General features: G+C 61.6%; 15 protein-coding genes and 2 pseudogenes. 10 read left to right on the forward strand and 7 right to left on the reverse strand.

Features of this window, described 5'->3' with window-relative positions; genetic code table 11:
* A pseudogene (locus QCM77_RS38330) lies at positions 1–243 on the forward strand (IS5/IS1182 family transposase); the annotation flags it as partial.
* A gap of 79 nt (positions 244–322) precedes the next feature.
* On the opposite strand, the gene QCM77_RS38335 reads toward QCM77_RS38330, so the two are convergent.
* Positions 323–526 (reverse strand): DsbA family protein, encoded by a 204-nt coding sequence (locus QCM77_RS38335; protein WP_462804382.1) that lies wholly within the window; start codon positions 524–526, stop codon positions 323–325.
* On the opposite strand from QCM77_RS38335, the pseudogene QCM77_RS38340 reads away from it, so the two are divergent.
* A pseudogene (locus tag QCM77_RS38340) lies at positions 500–712 on the forward strand (IS91 family transposase); the annotation flags it as partial. The gene QCM77_RS38335 and the pseudogene QCM77_RS38340 sit on opposite strands and share 27 nt — an antisense overlap.
* A gap of 92 nt (positions 713–804) precedes the next feature.
* Here the strand turns inward: QCM77_RS38340 and QCM77_RS38345 are convergent.
* Positions 805–1,794 (reverse strand): alpha/beta fold hydrolase, encoded by a 990-nt coding sequence (locus tag QCM77_RS38345; RefSeq protein WP_280096328.1) that lies wholly within the window; start codon positions 1,792–1,794, stop codon positions 805–807.
* Here QCM77_RS38345 and QCM77_RS38350 point away from each other — a divergent pair.
* The 3 genes from QCM77_RS38350 to QCM77_RS38360 all read left to right on the forward strand — a co-directional run bounded on the left by QCM77_RS38350 (position 1,775) and on the right by QCM77_RS38360 (position 4,336).
* Positions 1,775–2,677: a TetR/AcrR family transcriptional regulator gene (locus QCM77_RS38350; RefSeq protein WP_462804383.1), complete on the forward strand. Its 903-nt coding sequence runs from the start codon at positions 1,775–1,777 to the stop codon at positions 2,675–2,677. The two genes, QCM77_RS38345 and QCM77_RS38350, sit on opposite strands and share 20 nt — an antisense overlap.
* Positions 2,678–2,967: 290 nt before the next feature.
* The gene (locus tag QCM77_RS38355) at positions 2,968–3,147 is read left to right on the forward strand and encodes a hypothetical protein (RefSeq protein ID WP_231171117.1); all 180 of its coding nucleotides are present in this window, start codon (positions 2,968–2,970) and stop codon (positions 3,145–3,147) included.
* Between the two features lie 130 nt (positions 3,148–3,277).
* Positions 3,278–4,336 carry a YeiH family protein gene (locus tag QCM77_RS38360; protein WP_280096329.1) on the forward strand — a complete coding sequence of 353 codons (1,059 nt, stop codon included), beginning with the start codon at positions 3,278–3,280 and terminating at the stop codon, positions 4,334–4,336.
* A gap of 108 nt (positions 4,337–4,444) precedes the next feature.
* Here the strand turns inward: QCM77_RS38360 and QCM77_RS38365 are convergent, their stop codons facing one another.
* From QCM77_RS38365 to QCM77_RS38385, 5 genes are all read right to left on the reverse strand, one after another.
* Positions 4,445–5,317 carry an ABC transporter ATP-binding protein gene (locus QCM77_RS38365; RefSeq protein ID WP_280096330.1) on the reverse strand — a complete coding sequence of 291 codons (873 nt, stop codon included), beginning with the start codon at positions 5,315–5,317 and terminating at the stop codon, positions 4,445–4,447.
* A complete protein-coding gene (locus tag QCM77_RS38370; protein ID WP_462804384.1) occupies positions 5,314–6,222 on the reverse strand; it encodes an ABC transporter permease in 909 nt (302 codons plus the stop codon). Before QCM77_RS38370 ends, QCM77_RS38365 begins: the two co-directional genes overlap by 4 nt.
* Complete coding sequence (locus tag QCM77_RS38375) at positions 6,219–7,640, reverse strand: ABC transporter substrate-binding protein (protein WP_280096332.1); 1,422 nt, start codon at positions 7,638–7,640, stop codon at positions 6,219–6,221. Before QCM77_RS38375 ends, QCM77_RS38370 begins: the two co-directional genes overlap by 4 nt.
* Positions 7,641–7,806: 166 nt before the next feature.
* Positions 7,807–8,583, reverse strand: coding sequence for a Crp/Fnr family transcriptional regulator (locus QCM77_RS38380; RefSeq protein ID WP_280096333.1), 777 nt, complete (start codon positions 8,581–8,583; stop codon positions 7,807–7,809).
* 242 nt (positions 8,584–8,825) lie between these two features.
* The gene (locus QCM77_RS38385) at positions 8,826–9,122 is read right to left on the reverse strand and encodes a gamma-butyrobetaine hydroxylase-like domain-containing protein (protein WP_279659925.1); all 297 of its coding nucleotides are present in this window, start codon (positions 9,120–9,122) and stop codon (positions 8,826–8,828) included.
* Between the two features lie 210 nt (positions 9,123–9,332).
* On the opposite strand from QCM77_RS38385, the gene QCM77_RS38390 reads away from it, so the two are divergent.
* From QCM77_RS38390 to QCM77_RS38410, 5 genes are all read left to right on the forward strand, one after another.
* Entirely contained in the window at positions 9,333–10,106 is a 774-nt protein-coding gene (locus QCM77_RS38390; RefSeq protein ID WP_280096334.1) for a ferredoxin--NADP reductase, read from the forward strand.
* A 104-nt stretch (positions 10,107–10,210) separates the two neighbouring features.
* Positions 10,211–11,953 (forward strand): fumarate reductase/succinate dehydrogenase flavoprotein subunit, encoded by a 1,743-nt coding sequence (locus QCM77_RS38395; RefSeq protein WP_280096335.1) that lies wholly within the window; start codon positions 10,211–10,213, stop codon positions 11,951–11,953.
* 29 nt (positions 11,954–11,982) lie between these two features.
* Complete coding sequence (locus tag QCM77_RS38400; RefSeq protein ID WP_008141081.1) at positions 11,983–12,216, forward strand: 4Fe-4S dicluster domain-containing protein; 234 nt, start codon at positions 11,983–11,985, stop codon at positions 12,214–12,216.
* 2 nt (positions 12,217–12,218) lie between these two features.
* Positions 12,219–13,196, forward strand: a complete 978-nt coding sequence (locus tag QCM77_RS38405) for a HEAT repeat domain-containing protein (protein ID WP_280096336.1) — start codon at positions 12,219–12,221, stop codon at positions 13,194–13,196.
* Positions 13,197–13,307: 111 nt separating this feature from the next.
* Complete coding sequence (locus tag QCM77_RS38410; protein ID WP_280096337.1) at positions 13,308–14,480, forward strand: fumarylacetoacetate hydrolase family protein; 1,173 nt, start codon at positions 13,308–13,310, stop codon at positions 14,478–14,480.
* The last annotated feature ends 52 nt before the right edge of the window (positions 14,481–14,532 follow it).

A 14,532-nucleotide genomic window follows, 5' to 3' on the forward strand; every position in this document is an offset into this window, starting at 1 on the left:
TTTGATTCCAACTGGATCATCGAAGACCTGAACGAACGCAAGGCCAAGATCGTCATCTCGCAGCACCAAAGGCGCGCCCAGCCTCTCGACATCGACAAGGACATTTACAAATGGCGTCACCTGATCGGGAATTTCTTCGGCAAGCTGAAGGAATTCAAACGCATAGCGATGCGATGTGACAAGACAGACGGCAGCTTCGCAGCGATGATCTACCTCGCCACCGCTGTCATCCATTCCAAGTGAATCTCAACAGACCCTAGAGCATGATCCGGAAAAGTGCGCGGCGGTTTTCCGAAAAGATCATGCTCAAATAATGTAGAGCCTACGCCGGCTTGCGATGGCGGCTGCCGAGCGCGGCCTCGATCGTCTCGGGCTTCTCGATGCGCTCGATCAGCATGTCGATGCGGTCGCTGCCCCAGAACAGCTCGCCGTTGAACACCGTGGTGGGAACGCCGAACACGCCGAGCGCCTCGGCTTCGTCGATGATGCGGTCATGCTCGGCGCGCGCGGGGCCAACATCGCCCAAGCGCGCGAACTGCTCGCCGTTTCAAAACCTGAAGGCCAGCCCACCAGTGCCGCCGTCGATCGCAGCAAGTCGACTTGTCCATGCTGCGGCGGTCGCATGATCATCATCGAGGTGTTCGAGCGCGGTGCCACGCCACGGTATCGGCCCACAGGCCCAACAACCGTCATCAGGATCGATACCTCATGACCGTATCACAATCCCGCAAAACGGCTCGTCGCGCTCGCTCCGAAAACCTTCACAACAGCGGCCATTGACTCTCCGCCACCGCAAGATCGGGCTCAGCTTCCTAAATCTTTCAACCAGGAGGCAATCGTCTGATTAAGGTAGTCCGGCACTTCATGCTGAATGAAGTGGCCAACTCCAGGCACGATTTTGACCGTGAGATTGTCGGGATTTTCAATCCATGACTTTTCCAAATCAATAGTGCTTAGCAAAGCGTGGCTCTCCTCGATTCCGTGCACATGCAAGACCGGGCATTTGATCACGGCACCGTAGAGTTTCTTCATGGTTGGATCGAAAAGATTGAGCGCAAGCTGAGAAAACGCGTAGTTGGCTTTGTAATAACTCATCATGGACAAGATGGAAGATTTCGCGAAAGCCTCGATGTATCGGCTCTTAACCTGAGGATCTACAACCCAGTATGCCAAATCTTGCGCAGTCAAATCGTCGCCTTTGCCTTGAGCGAAGAACCGTGTGGCGTAGGCGCTGGCCTTAGCCTGCGCGATAGGATGGTTCCAAGGGAGCAATTCCCTCGTGATGGCGCCAGGATGAGGAACGCTGAGGACTACAAGTCTTTCGATCAGATCCGGATTTTGCCCGGTGAATAGCCACGACAAAGCGGCGCCCCAGTCGTGCCCAATCAGGATGGCCTTGCGACCGTTTCCCTCTGCATTGATCACGGCACGGATGTCATCAAGGAGAACCGGAAACTTATAGTTCTCGACACCTTCTGGCCGATCGCTCAAATCGTACCCGCGCAGATCAAGAGCGACCACCTGATAATTTGCTGAAAATGCCTGGATCTGATTTCGCCAAGAATACCAAAAGTCGGGAAATCCGTGCACGAACACCATAAGCGGTTTTTGATTGGATCCCATTGTGACGTAGTGGATTTTCGTTCCCGCATTTTCCGCATACTTGTGCAGAAGGTTCGGATCCTTATCGATATCAACGGCGGGCTCACTCAAAGCGACAGGGATTTTATTGTGCCAGATGGCATCGCTTGAAGTCTCTCCGGAAACAACGCGAGTGAACATCGCTGTGAACATGGCAGCTCCTAAAAGCATCATCGAGCAGGTTCTAGAGGCCATCTCAGTGATCCTGTTCGCTAGAACAGTTGCCGAAATCGAAGTTGCTCGAGCTCATTTGAGTATTTCCTGCGCAGCAATCTGGGAGAGTGGCATATGCCTTTGTGCAACTTCTGGCTTACGATTTGATAACGGTGATACGGCGGGACACATTTACTATGGTGATCGCCATAGTATGGCGATCACCATAGCCGTGTCAAGCCAGGCGTGGTATGCTTACGGGATGCCCCGTAAGACTGACGCCCGCGATCGCGCGATTGCCACTGCCGAGCGACTGTTTCGCATCCAAGGCTACACTGCGACGGGATTGAACCAGATCATTGAAGAAAGCGGCTCGCCTAAAGGATCGTTCTATTTTCATTTTCCGCGCGGTAAGGCACAGCTCGCAGAAGAAGCAATCGATCATTACGTTACGAGTAGAATTGCTGTATTGCGGGATATCTCGGCGAATACGACGGGTGATGCCCTGAGTTTTGTTCATCAGATTTTCGGCACGTTCGCGGCCGAAATGGTCGCCTCTGATTTCCAGTATGGATGTCTCATGCAAAATCTGGCGAATGAGCTTCCTGCACTCGACGCTGATCTGACCAAACGGGTAGCGCGCGGATTTGTTGATTCAACCGAGATCGTTGCGGAGCATTTTAGGGGGTGCGGTTTCACTTCCGCGCGCGCATCTTCTACCGCAGCCGCATTGGTAGCTGCCCTCGAAGGCGCACGTACGATCGCCCGGCTGGAACGCACAGCGGCTATATTCGAGGCGCTGGCGGATGTTAGTGTCCAGGGGTGGGCGGCCCCCGAGGGGAGACCCGGTTTCGAGGTCAGCTCTCGGCGGCGCGGCCGGTAGCTGCAACCCCGAGCAGCTCCTTGCGCTGGCAGAAAGAGCGGGTCCATGCATTGCCGGAGCATCCGCAGCCGCTGTCTGGCGCTGTAGCCGGGGGCGCCGGTGCCCAAACAGGCCGGAAGAAGAAAACTATTGCTCCGGGTCCCTCCGGCGGAAGGAGTTTCCCCTCCGGGAGGCAAAAAAGCCAATCGCTTCCATTGCTGTTTGGGGCCGAAACGACGACATTTCGGTCAGAAATTGATGGATTGACTGCTATGGAACGCACCGGGTTTGAGCCTTTCGGCGAGCAATTGGTGTCCGCAACGGACACCCAGCCGCGCTCGCGCGGGTCAAAGCTCCTGCTGCGGGTTGGCACCGGCCTGTTCTGGTCGCTGGTCGCCGGCATCGTGCTCGCGCGTGCGGCCTTTTTCGAGCCGGGCGTTTACGACGGCTTCAGCCGCGTCGCCTCGCTGGCCAAGAGCCTGATCTTCTAAAGCGCGCCTGATCTTCTGAGCCGGATTATTCCGAGCTGAGCGTAGAACTTCCCTCGGCCCTGATATGTCGAAAACTTATTTCCCAATCGGGCAGCGCTGCGTATAAATCTTTCTCCTCGGGGAGAGATTTGTGTCGCAGAATCAAGCATCCAGCCCGGCCGACGCCAAGCCGACCACGGCCACTAGCCGTATCGTCGCGCTGATTCCCGGCATCCTCCTCTGCATCGCCGTGGCCGGCGTTTCGGCCCTGCTCGAACGGGCGGAACTGGGCGTCTTCGAGCATCCCTATGTCGAGGCGCTGGTGATGGCGATCCTGCTCGGGATGGCGCTGCGCAGCTTCTGGAAGCCCGCGCCGCGCTGGCAGTCCGGCATCGCCTTCAGCGCCAAGCAGCTGCTCGAAGTCGCCGTCATGCTGCTGGGGGCCTCGATCAGCTTCGCTGCCATTGCGGCGTCCGGCGTCGCGCTGTTGGCATCGATCGCCGCGGTCGTCGTGATCGCGCTCTGCGTCTCCTTCGGCATCAGCCGCCTGCTCGGTCTCTCGACGCGGCTCTCGATCCTGATTGCCTGCGGCAACTCGATTTGCGGCAATTCGGCGATTGCGGCGGTGGCGCCGATCATCGGCGCCAACAATGACGAGATCGCATCCTCGATCTCCTTCACCGCGATCCTCGGCGTCATGATGGTGCTGGGCCTGCCGCTGCTGATTCCGCTGCTGCAGCTGTCGGCCACGCAGTACGGCATCCTCGCAGGCCTCACCGTCTATGCCGTGCCGCAGGTGCTGGCCGCGACGGTGCCGGCGGGGCTCGTCTCGACGCAGATCGGCACGCTCGTCAAGCTGATGCGCGTGCTGATGCTCGGGCCGGTCGTCGTCGGCCTCTCGCTGACGGCCTCGCGCTGGCACAGCGACGCCAAGAAGACCAATGTCGGCTTCTTCCGCCTGGTCCCGTGGTTCATCCTCGGCTTCCTTGCGCTGGCGACATTGCGCTCGCTGGAAATCGTGCCGGGCACCGTGGTCGGCCCAGTGACGAAGATCACCAGTTTTCTCACGGTGGTGTCGATGGCGGCGCTGGGCCTGGGTGTCGACGTGCGCGTGCTGGCGAATGTCGGCGGGCGGGTGACGGCGGCCGTGACGTTGTCGCTGCTGCTGCTGCTCGGCATCAGCATCGCGCTGGTGCACTGGTTCAAGTGAGATGCGGCTGTAGCCGCGAACTCCTCTTCCTTCTCCCCTTGCGGGAGAAGGTGCCTTGCCGGAGGCAAGGCGGATGAGGGGTCTGCATCTGCAAGCGTCGAGAAGAAGCTAAATCACATCCGCGAGCGAATGCCCGTGCAGCTCGATGTTCAGCCCCTGCAGGCCCATGTCGGTGATCTCGCCGCCCATCGCCTTCAGGCTCTCCTCGCGGATCAGCGACATCAGTCCGCGGCGCAGCGCCAGAAATTCCGACGACATCATCATCGATTGCTGCCGCGGCCGCTCCAGCGGGATCGGAATCTCGGCCTTGATCGAGCCGGGGCGCGCGGTCATGCAGTAGACGCGATCGGAGAGGAAGATCGCCTCGTCGATGTCGTGGGTGACGAACAGCACCGAGATCTTCAGCCGCTGCCACATGTTGGTGAGGATCTGCTGCATGATGACCCGGGTCTGCGCGTCCAGGGCGCCGAAGGGCTCGTCCAGCAGCAGCACTTTTGGTCCCGTCGCGAGCGCGCGGACGATGCCGACACGCTGCTTCATGCCACCGGAAAGCTTTTCCGGATAATGCTTTTCGAAGGCCTCGAGCCCGGCGAGCCCGAGCAGCGTCCGCGCGGCGCGCTCGCGCTGTGAGCGCGGCATGCCGCGCATCTTCAGGCCGAACTCGACGTTCTCCCGCACGGTCTTCCAGGGAAACAGCGAATATTGCTGAAACACCATGCCGCGCTCGGCGCTGGGGCCGTTCACCTTCTCGCCGTCGACGGTGACGATACCCGTGGTCGGCTTGAGGAAGCCCGCGACCGCATTGAGCAGCGTCGACTTTCCGCAGCCCGAGGGGCCGACGATCGAGACGAACTCGCCAGGCTTCACATGGATCTGCGTATCGGTGACGGCTTCGACCGGCCCCTCGATGCTGTCATAGCTGAGGGAGAAATTCCTGACCTCGATATGGCCCTGCGGTGCTTTGGTCATGATCTCGCTCATTTCAGCCTCCACGGCATCACCAATTGTCCGGCCCCCCGGATCAACATGCTCGATCCGAGACCGAGCACGCCGATCGCGATCATGCCGAGCGCGATGTCGGCATACTGGACCAGCGAATAGGCCTCCCAGGTGAAATAGCCGATGCCGTATTGCCCCGAGATCATCTCGGCGGCGATCAGCGACACCCATGCCACGCCCATGCCGACGGTGAGGCCGGTGAAGATGTGCGGGAGCGAGGCCGGGAAATACACATCGCGGAAGATCGAGCGTTCGCGCGCGCCGAGACATTGCGCGGCGCGCACCAGCACGGGATCGACCAGCGACATGCCGTGCAGCGTGTTGACCAGGATCGGGAAGAACGAGCCGAGGAAGGTGATGTAGACGATGCTCTGCTCGTTGGTCGGCCACAGCATGATCGCCATCGGCACCCAGGCGATCGCCGGGATCGGCCGCAACACTTCGGCCACGGGGAAGATGATCTCGTGGATCAGCTTGAAGCGACCCATGATCAGCCCGAGCGGCACGGCGACGATGGCCGCGAGCGAGAAGCCGAAAAAGATGCGTCGACAGCTCAAGAGGACGTGCATCAGGAAATGGGGATCGTGGATCGCCTTGGTGAAGCTGGCATAGACCGCGAGCGGCGAGGGCACGTTGGTGAAGCGCACGAAGAATACGACGCGATAGGTCGTGAGCAGGTGCCAGACCAGCAGGAAAGCGAGCAGCGAGATGATGCCGATCGCGGTCGCACGGAGCCCGTCCCGGTTGAGCCGGCACCAGCGCAGCACGAGCGTGCTGAAGGAGGGGGGCGTCGCGGGCGGAGTGGCGGGCACGGGGCCGGCCTCGCCGATTGCATTTGCTGCCGGCATGCTGTCCTCGGGATGTCTGAGGAGGGCGGGACTGCTCACGTCTTGCCTCCGCCGACTGCCACCTTCACCGCGTCGTCGAAGCCGAGCACCTTGCCGCTGATCTTGGCGGCATAGGCTTCGGCGTCCTTCTTCAACAGGAACGGCGCAACCTCGCCATTGCCGACCGCGAAGAAAGCCTGGTCGGCGAACAGCTTGATGCCGCGGGTGGTATCGAAGACGTAGGCGACGTTGATCTTCTTGCCCTTGGCCTTGAAGTCGGCATAGGCGCTGAGCGTACAGGCGGCCGATGCGAAGGGCAGAATGCCTGAATCGTCGACCCAGACCTCGCCGGCCTTGCGCGGATCGGCGATCGGTTTCTTGCAGAGGGAATCTTCGCCGGCGATCTCGTAATTGCTGGCGCTGGCGAGTCGCGCGTCATAGTCGAGCTTCATCTCGGCATAGGCCTTGCGGATGTAGCTGTCGTCGACCCATTTCTTCGGATCGAACTCCTTCATGCGGCCGAGGTTCTGCAGCACCTTGACGTCGGCCGTGGCGGCGTCGATCAGCGCCGGCTTGATCGAGGGATCAGTGGTCATGTTGCCGCTGGGCCCCAGGAAGATGTAGACGACCTCCTTGCTGATGCCGGTCCACTCCTGGATCTTCTCGGCGGCGAGCTTGGGATCGTCGCGCAGCCATTGATTGGCGGCGATTACCGCCTTCAGATAGGCGGTGACGACTTCAGGATACTTCTCGGCGAAGTCGGTGCGGACCACGATGCCGTGGAAGGTCGGCAAATTGGTCTCGACGCCGTCGAAGATCTTTCGCGCAAAACCGCGGAACGGCAGCAGCTCCGCGAACGGAACGAAGTCGGCATGCGCGTCGATCTTCTTCTCCTGGAGATTGGTCGAGCCGACCTCCGGGCTCTGGCTGACGAGCTGGAAGAAATCGGATGTGTAGCCGCGGTCCTGCATCGCCTTCAGCACCATGCCGTGCGCGGCCGAGCCGAACGGCACGCTGACGAGCTTGCCCTTGAGATCGGCGAGATCGTAGTAGGGCGAATCCTTGTGAACGACGATGCCGTTGCCGGAGCCCGACAGGCTGTAGGCGGCGATGCCGATCAGCCGGCTCTTGCTCTCCGGATTGCTGTCGAAAGTGAAGCCGTTCACGATCAGCGGATAGTCGCCCATCATGCCGATCTGCAGCTTGTTTGCCATCATCGCGTTGGTGACGGGCGGGCCGGAGGTGAAATTCTGCCACTCCAGCTCGAACTTGATGTTGGCGTATTTGCCGTCCTTCGGCAGGTATTTTTCGAGGAGATGCAGCTGGCGAATGACGACGCCGGCCGTGACCGTGTTGGTCGTGGTGTCCTGCGTTCCGATGCCGAGCGTGACGGTTTCCGCCGAGGCCGGCTGCGCGAGGAGAAGCGCCAGCGACGTCACCGACATCGCGATCGAGTGCGTGGGAAGACGGCGGACCATTCTCATCCTCATTCGGTTGGATGTGCTGTGGTTGCCATGATTGGGTGAGGGCGTGGGGAGGGCAAATCCGGAATGAGCGCCGCAGTCGATTAGTTGCCGGGAAAAGCTGATTGCATACTCCTTGGGCAGTCCTGCACTATAAAGCCGCTTGCCTGGGCATCGGCCCCTAGTCAGATCCTTGCCCCCGCATCTCTTCCAGCACGTCGGTCCGGCAGACCACGATCTGCGAGCGCCTAGTCAGCACGATTCTCTTCTCCTGCATGCGCTTCAGGCTGATCGTGACCCATTGCCTGGTTGCGCCGACCATGTGGGCGATATCGGCATGGGTGAAGGCGGCCGCGATTACCCGGCCGTCGGCGTCATCGACGCCGTAAAGCTCGACGAGATGCAGCAAGAGATGCGCAAGGCGCTGTGTGATCGAGCGCGTTCCCAGCATCTGGGCCAGCGCCGAATAGCACTTGCCCTTGAAAGTGAGCCCTTCGATCAGGCCGATGGCGAGATTCGGGATCTCTGCGGCAAGTGCCCGCAGCTCCTTTCCGGGCAGGTGCACCACGCTGCAATTGCTGGATGCAACGCCGCACCATTGATGCACGGTGCCCTCGAATACTTCCGGCCCGCCGACGAAATTGCCGACATGCCAGTAAGCCAGCGTGATCTCGCGGCCGAGCGGGGAGGTGTAGAACACCCGGATACGGCCGCTCTCGATCAGCCAGATGCCGTCATGCTTGCTGCCCTGGCTGAACAGCGTCTGGCCGCGGTTGAGCACTTTCCGGCGGCCCTGCTTCAGCACCAGATCGCGCTCGCGCTGGCTGAGCTTGTCCATCAACGGCGGCGGTCCGCCGATCCATTGCTGGTTCTCGGTGAGCAGCAGCGAGGAGCCGCCGGCAGGCCGGACTGCCGGGGGAACCGCCCCGCGAACCACATTGGCCGCCTGCAACATCATCTGCCTCCGGAACGTTGAAATCGTTCTAAAGAGCAGCAATGTCCGTGCCAGATGGGGGAGGGCGTTCGGCGCGAGCCTGCGCCACCTACTCAGGTGTCATCGCCCGCGAAGGCGGGCGATCCAGTATTCCAGAGAAGGCAATGGGATACGGATGGGCCGCGGCGTACTGGATTCCCCGCCTTCGCGGGGAATGACAGCGAAATTTGTGGCCGCCGTCGCGCCAATCTCAAGGCTGCGTCGGTTTACCGCCCCGCCAAGCTCAACAAATACGGCTTCGGGTAAATCCCCCGGTTGTGCCCATCCGAAAACGAAATGTTCAGCCCGTAGCCGAGGTCACCGATCTCGGTGATCGCGATCCCCGGAAACCGCTCGGGGAAGCGGCCGTCGAAGCGGGCGCGGGTGCAGTGGGCGCATTTGCAGGAGAGGCGGAGCTTCTCCGCGGACAAGTCCAGTTCGCCGTCCTGCGCGGTGCGGACGCGGAGCGTCGCGAGGTCGGCGCTTGCTTCGTAATCTGCCACGGTCGCTCCCACCAAGGTCATGACGTATTCCCGACCCTTCTCTACGTTGTCGCAGCGCTACCGCGATAGCAACTAATTGCCAGGCGCAGGCGCGGGGCGCGCTGATCTTCGCTGCCTGCTCTTCGATCATCGCCCACGAAATGTGAAACTAATCGACCGGGAATTTCAGTTCGGCGTTGCCGGATTCCCGTCTCTCCGAAACCTTGTGCGCAATCGAGGTCAGGAAAGACAATGAGCGCATTTCAGAAGGAAACGGTTTTGTCGGTCAGGCACTGGACCGAGTCCCTGTTCAGCTTCACCGCGACGCGCGATCCGGGCTTCCGCTTCCAGAACGGCCAGTTCGCGATGATCGGACTGGAAGTCGAGGGCAAGCCGTTGCTGCGGGCCTACAGCATGGCCAGCGCCAATCACGAGGAAGCGCTCGAGTTCTTCTCGATCAAGGTGCAGGACGGACCGCTGACCTCGCGGCTCCAGAGGATCAGGGAAGGCGACGTCATCCTGGTCGGCCGCAAGGCGACGGGCACGCTGATCACCGGCAATCTCATTCCCGGCAAGCGCCTGTTGCTGCTCTCGACCGGAACGGGCCTCGCGCCGTTCGCCAGCCTGATCAAGGACCCCGACGTCTACGAGTATTACGAGACCATCGTGCTCGCCCATGGCTGCCGCCAGGTCTCCGAACTCTCCTATGGCGAGCACCTCGTCGAAGGCCTGCGCAATCACGAGTTCTTCGGACCGCTGATCCGCGACAAGCTCGTCTACTATCCCACCGTCACCCGCGAGCCGTTCAGGAATCGCGGCCGCATCACCGACCTGATCGCATCGAACCAGCTCTTCGACGATATCGGGCAGTCGGGTCTCGATATCAAGACCGACCGCATCATGCTGTGCGGCAGCCCGGCGATGCTGGAGGAGCTTCCCGCGATGGTTTCCGCGCGAGGCTTTATCGAGGGCAATCACAGCCGGCCCGGCCATTTCGTGATCGAAAAGGCCTTCGTCGAGCGCTGACCCGCAATTCGCATCCCGGCGACAACTAATTGCTATCGCCGGAAAGCCACCTGAACAAATCTGATGCAAAGGCGCCGGACCTGCCGGCGAACCAGGAGCAAGCGATGGCACTAGATCAGATCGTCGACGGACTTTCGGAGGTTTCCTGCGACGTGCTGGTGATCGGCGGCGGCACAGCCGGCCCGATGGCGGCGCTGAAGGCGAAGCTGAAGAATCCGAAGGCCAATGTCGTCCTGCTCGAAAAGGCCAACGTCAAGCGCTCCGGCGCGATCTCGATGGGCATGGACGGCTTGAACAACGCCGTCATCCCCGGCTACGCGACGCCCGAGCAGTACACCAAGGAAATCACCATCGCCAATGACGGCATCGTCGATCAGAAAGCGGTCTATAAATACGCGCAGAACTGTTACAAGATCGTCGAGGAGCTCGACAGTTTCGGCATTCGCTTCCTGAAGAACGAGAACGGCGACTACGCCGTCAAGAAGGTGCATCATATCGGCAGCTATGTTCTGCCGATGCCGAACGGCGAGACCGTGAAGAAGGCGCTCTATCGCCAGCTCCGCCGCGCCCGCATCCTGATCTCCAACCGCTACATGGCGACGCGGCTTTTGAAGTCCGCCGACGGCCGCATTGCCGGTGCGATCAGCGTCAACACCCGCACGGCCGAAATCCTGGTGATCAAGGCGAAGTCCGTGATCCTCTGCATGGGGGCAGCCGGTCGCCTCGGTCTTCCGACCTCCGGCTACATGTTCGGCACTTACGAGAACGCCGCCAATTCCGGCGATGGCTATGCGATGGCCTATCACGCCGGTGCAGCGCTCGCGAACCTGGAATGCTACCAGATCAATCCGCTGATCAAGGACTATAACGGCCCGGCCTGCGCCTATGTCGCCGGTCCCTTCGGCGCCTTCACCGCCAACAACGAGGGATCGCGCTTCATCGAATGCGACTACTGGTCCGGCCAGATGATGCTGGAATTCTACAATGAGCTGTTGTCCGGCAAGGGCCCGGTGTTCCTCCAGCTCAAGCATCTCCATCCGAACACCATCGAGGAAATCGAATCGACCTTGCACAAGGTGGAGCGGCCGACGCGCGGCCTGTTCCAGCAGGGACGTGGCGTCGACTACCGCAACGAGTCGATCGAGATGCATATCTCCGAGATCGGCTTCTGCTCGGGTCACAGCGCTTCCGGCGTGTTCGTCGACGACAATGCCCGCACCACGGTGCCCGGCCTTTACGCCGCCGGCGACATGGCGAGCGTGCCGCACAACTATATGCTCGGCGCCTTCACCAACGGTTCGGTCGCCGGCGTCGACGCGATGGAATTCGCGGACCATCACGACTTCGCGGAATTCGACGCGGCCGATGTCGCCAGAGAACGTGACCGCGTGATGGCGCCGACCAAACGCGAGGACGGCATTCCGCCGAACCAGATCGAGTACAAGACCCGCCGTCTCGTCAATGACTATCTCCAGCCGCCGAAAGTCACGCGCAAATACGAGCTCGGCATGCGCCGGCTCGCCGAAGCGAGGCAAGACATGCAGGAGCACATGATCGCGCGCAACGCGCACGAACTGCTCCGCGCCCTCGAAGTACAGTCGATCATGGACTGCGCCGACATGGCCGTGCATGCCTCGCTCTACCGCGAGGAAAGCCGCTGGGGCCTCTATCACTGGCGGACGGATTTCCCGGAGAAGGACAACGAGAATTGGTTCTGCCACACGCTGCTGAGCAAGCAGGACGGCAAGATGACCAGCGAAAAGCGTGCCGTGGAGCCCTACGTCGTGCCGATCGCCGACGACGAGAAGGATCTCTACGACAAGCAGCGCATCCGCGCGACAGCCTGACACGCCACACAAGTAACAGGAGACATACGATGCCTCTCGCTTCTTATCAGACATCGGTTCCGGTGGTCGTCGACGACGCCAAATGCATCGCGGACAAGGGCTGCACGGTGTGCGTCGACGTCTGTCCGCTCGACGTGCTCCGCATCAGCGACATGACCGGCAAGGCCTACATGGCCTATGACGAATGCTGGTACTGCATGCCCTGCGAGGCGGATTGCCCGACCGGCGCCGTCACCGTCAACATTCCCTATCTGTTGAGGTAGTCATGTCGAGCCCGTTCGAATCCTACGACGATCTCGAAGATGCCGACGAGCGGCTTCAGGCGGCCGATCCCGCGGAGCGCCGCGTCGCCATCATCGGGCTCGGCCATTCCGGCGATCCCGCAGCCGTCCCGCATCTTGCCAACATGGTGGCTGATCCCGATGCTGGCGTACGCCAGCAGGTCGCGATGGCGCTTGGCGAGTTCGACGGGCCGGAGGCCGCCAGCGCGCTGGTGAAGCTGCTCGTCGACCCCGAACGAATCGTGGCGGCCGCTGCGGCCGACAGCATGGCCGAGTTCAAGGATCCGGCCTGCGCCGACATCATCCTGCCGCTGGTCAAGCACGCCCACGCCTTCGTCCGCATGGGCGCGCTACGTGCGCTGAAGGAGCTGCGCAGCAAGGACACGTTGAAGCCGGCGCTGGAAGCGCTCCAGGACACGGACGCCGCCGTGCGGGTGCAGGCGATCGGCGTGATCGGGTTCCTCAAGCTGGAGGAATCAATTCCGGCGCTGACCGCGCTGATCAACGATCCCGACGCCCATGTGCGCCGTGCTGCGGTGAGCGCGTTGGCGTTCTCGCAGTTGAAGCCGGCGGCCGAGACGATCACCTGCGCGCTGAAGGATACCGACTGGATGGTGCGCGAGATGGCGGCGGAAACGTTGGGCCTCAACGTCAACGGCTCGCTTGCTGCCGACCAGCTCATCGGTTCCCTCGCCGACGAGTTCTGGCAGGTGCGGCTGAAGGTGATCCGCAGCCTCGGCAGAATGAAGATCGAGCGCGCGGTGCGGCCGATCGGCAATTGCATCAACCACGATCAGGCCAATTTGCGCAAGGAAGCTGCCGCGGCGCTCGGCGAGATTGCCCATCCCGACGGCGAGGCGTTTCTGGCTGTCATCGCGGACGACGCCGATCCCGACGTGCGCAAGAACGCACGCTGGGCGCTTCAGCAGATTGCGGCCCGAAAAGCGCGGGCGGGGGCATAGAAGCGCGGCAGGCTGCCGCTCTGGACTTCCCGTCCCAGACGTTTATTGGTCTTCGCCAGCGTGATCGGCCTCTGCGAGCGAGGCCGATCCGAAAGGAGCGAGGACGCGCCCATGACGACATTGACGGTTCACGACCTTCTTCCCGAGGACGGCACGCGGGGAACGCTCGTCGGCCGCGTCTGGCTGCCGCAGGCGAATGGTCCGGCCGTGGTCGCCGTGCGCGGCGATGGTGTGTTCGACGTGACCGCAAGGTTTCCGACCATCAGCACGCTCTGCGAAGAGGACAGTCCGGCGAAAGCGCTTGCGGCAATCAAGGGCGAGCGTATCGGCGATCTCGAGGCCATCGTCGCCAACACGCCGCCCGATCACCGCGATCCGAAAAAGCCATGGCTGCTCGCGCCGGTCGATCTCCAGACCCTGAAGGCCGCCGGCGTCACCTTCGCCATCTCGATGCTGGAGCGCGTCATCGAGGAGCGCGCCAAGGGCAATCCGGCCTCGGCCGAAGCGATCCGCAAAGAGGTGACGCGGCTGATCGGCGATGATCTCTCCAAGCTCAAGCCGGGCTCGGATCAGGCGATGCATCTGAAGCAGGTGCTGATCGACCAGAACGCCTGGAGCCAGTATCTCGAAGTCGGCATCGGTCCCGATGCCGAGGTCTTCACCAAGGCGCCGACCTTGTCCTCGGTCGGCACCGGCATGGATGCCGGGCTGCATCCGAAATCGACCTGGAACAACCCGGAGCCGGAGCTGGTGCTGTTCGTCTCGAGCCGCGGCAAGATCGTCGGCGGCGCGCTCGGCAACGACGTCAATCTGCGCGACTTCGAGGGACGTTCGGCGCTGCTGTTGTCGAAAGCCAAAGACAACAACGCCTCGTGCTCCATCGGCCCACTGCTACGCCTGTTCGACGATACATTCACGCTCGACGACGCGCGCAAGCTCGACATCAGCCTGAACGTGAAGGGCGCGGACGGTTTCGTTCTCGACGGCCACTCCTCGATCAGCAAGATCAGCCGCGATCCGACCGACCTGGTCGAGCAGACCATCGGCAAGGTCCATCAATACCCGGATGGATTCGTGCTGTTTCTCGGCACGATGTTCGCACCCGTCAAGGACCGCGATGCGCCGGGACAGGGCTTCACCCACAAGCGCGACGATATCGTCACCATCTCAGCGCCGCAGCTCGGCAAGCTCGTCAACCGCATGCGCACCAGCGACGAGTGCGAGCCCTGGACTTTTGGCATCGGCGCGTTGATGAAGAATCTGGCGCAGCGGAAGCTGATCTAGCGCCGTCTTTTCCTCACGTTGCCCCGCCGACAGCGGGCGATTGCACAATCGA

The sequence above is a fragment of the Bradyrhizobium nivariense genome (assembly GCF_029846695.2).
Classification (GTDB): Bacteria; Pseudomonadota; Alphaproteobacteria; order Rhizobiales; family Xanthobacteraceae; genus Bradyrhizobium.

What these genes read in the sequence shown, in the direction of transcription:
- QCM77_RS38345 (WP_280096328.1), bottom strand. Translation starts at nt 1,794, where the DNA reads ATGTTCACAGCGATGTTCACTCGCGTTGTTTCCGGAGAGACTTCAAGC.
- QCM77_RS38365 (WP_280096330.1), bottom strand. Translation starts at nt 5,317, where the DNA reads ATGAGCGAGATCATGACCAAAGCACCGCAGGGCCATATCGAGGTCAGG.
- QCM77_RS38375 (WP_280096332.1), bottom strand. Translation starts at nt 7,640, where the DNA reads ATGGTCCGCCGTCTTCCCACGCACTCGATCGCGATGTCGGTGACGTCG.
- QCM77_RS38380 (WP_280096333.1), bottom strand. Translation starts at nt 8,583, where the DNA reads ATGATGTTGCAGGCGGCCAATGTGGTTCGCGGGGCGGTTCCCCCGGCA.
- QCM77_RS38385 (WP_279659925.1), bottom strand. Translation starts at nt 9,122, where the DNA reads ATGACCTTGGTGGGAGCGACCGTGGCAGATTACGAAGCAAGCGCCGAC.
- QCM77_RS38390 (WP_280096334.1), top strand. Translation starts at nt 9,333, where the DNA reads ATGAGCGCATTTCAGAAGGAAACGGTTTTGTCGGTCAGGCACTGGACC.
- QCM77_RS38395 (WP_280096335.1), top strand. Translation starts at nt 10,211, where the DNA reads ATGGCACTAGATCAGATCGTCGACGGACTTTCGGAGGTTTCCTGCGAC.
- QCM77_RS38400 (WP_008141081.1), top strand. Translation starts at nt 11,983, where the DNA reads ATGCCTCTCGCTTCTTATCAGACATCGGTTCCGGTGGTCGTCGACGAC.
- QCM77_RS38405 (WP_280096336.1), top strand. Translation starts at nt 12,219, where the DNA reads ATGTCGAGCCCGTTCGAATCCTACGACGATCTCGAAGATGCCGACGAG.
- QCM77_RS38410 (WP_280096337.1), top strand. Translation starts at nt 13,308, where the DNA reads ATGACGACATTGACGGTTCACGACCTTCTTCCCGAGGACGGCACGCGG.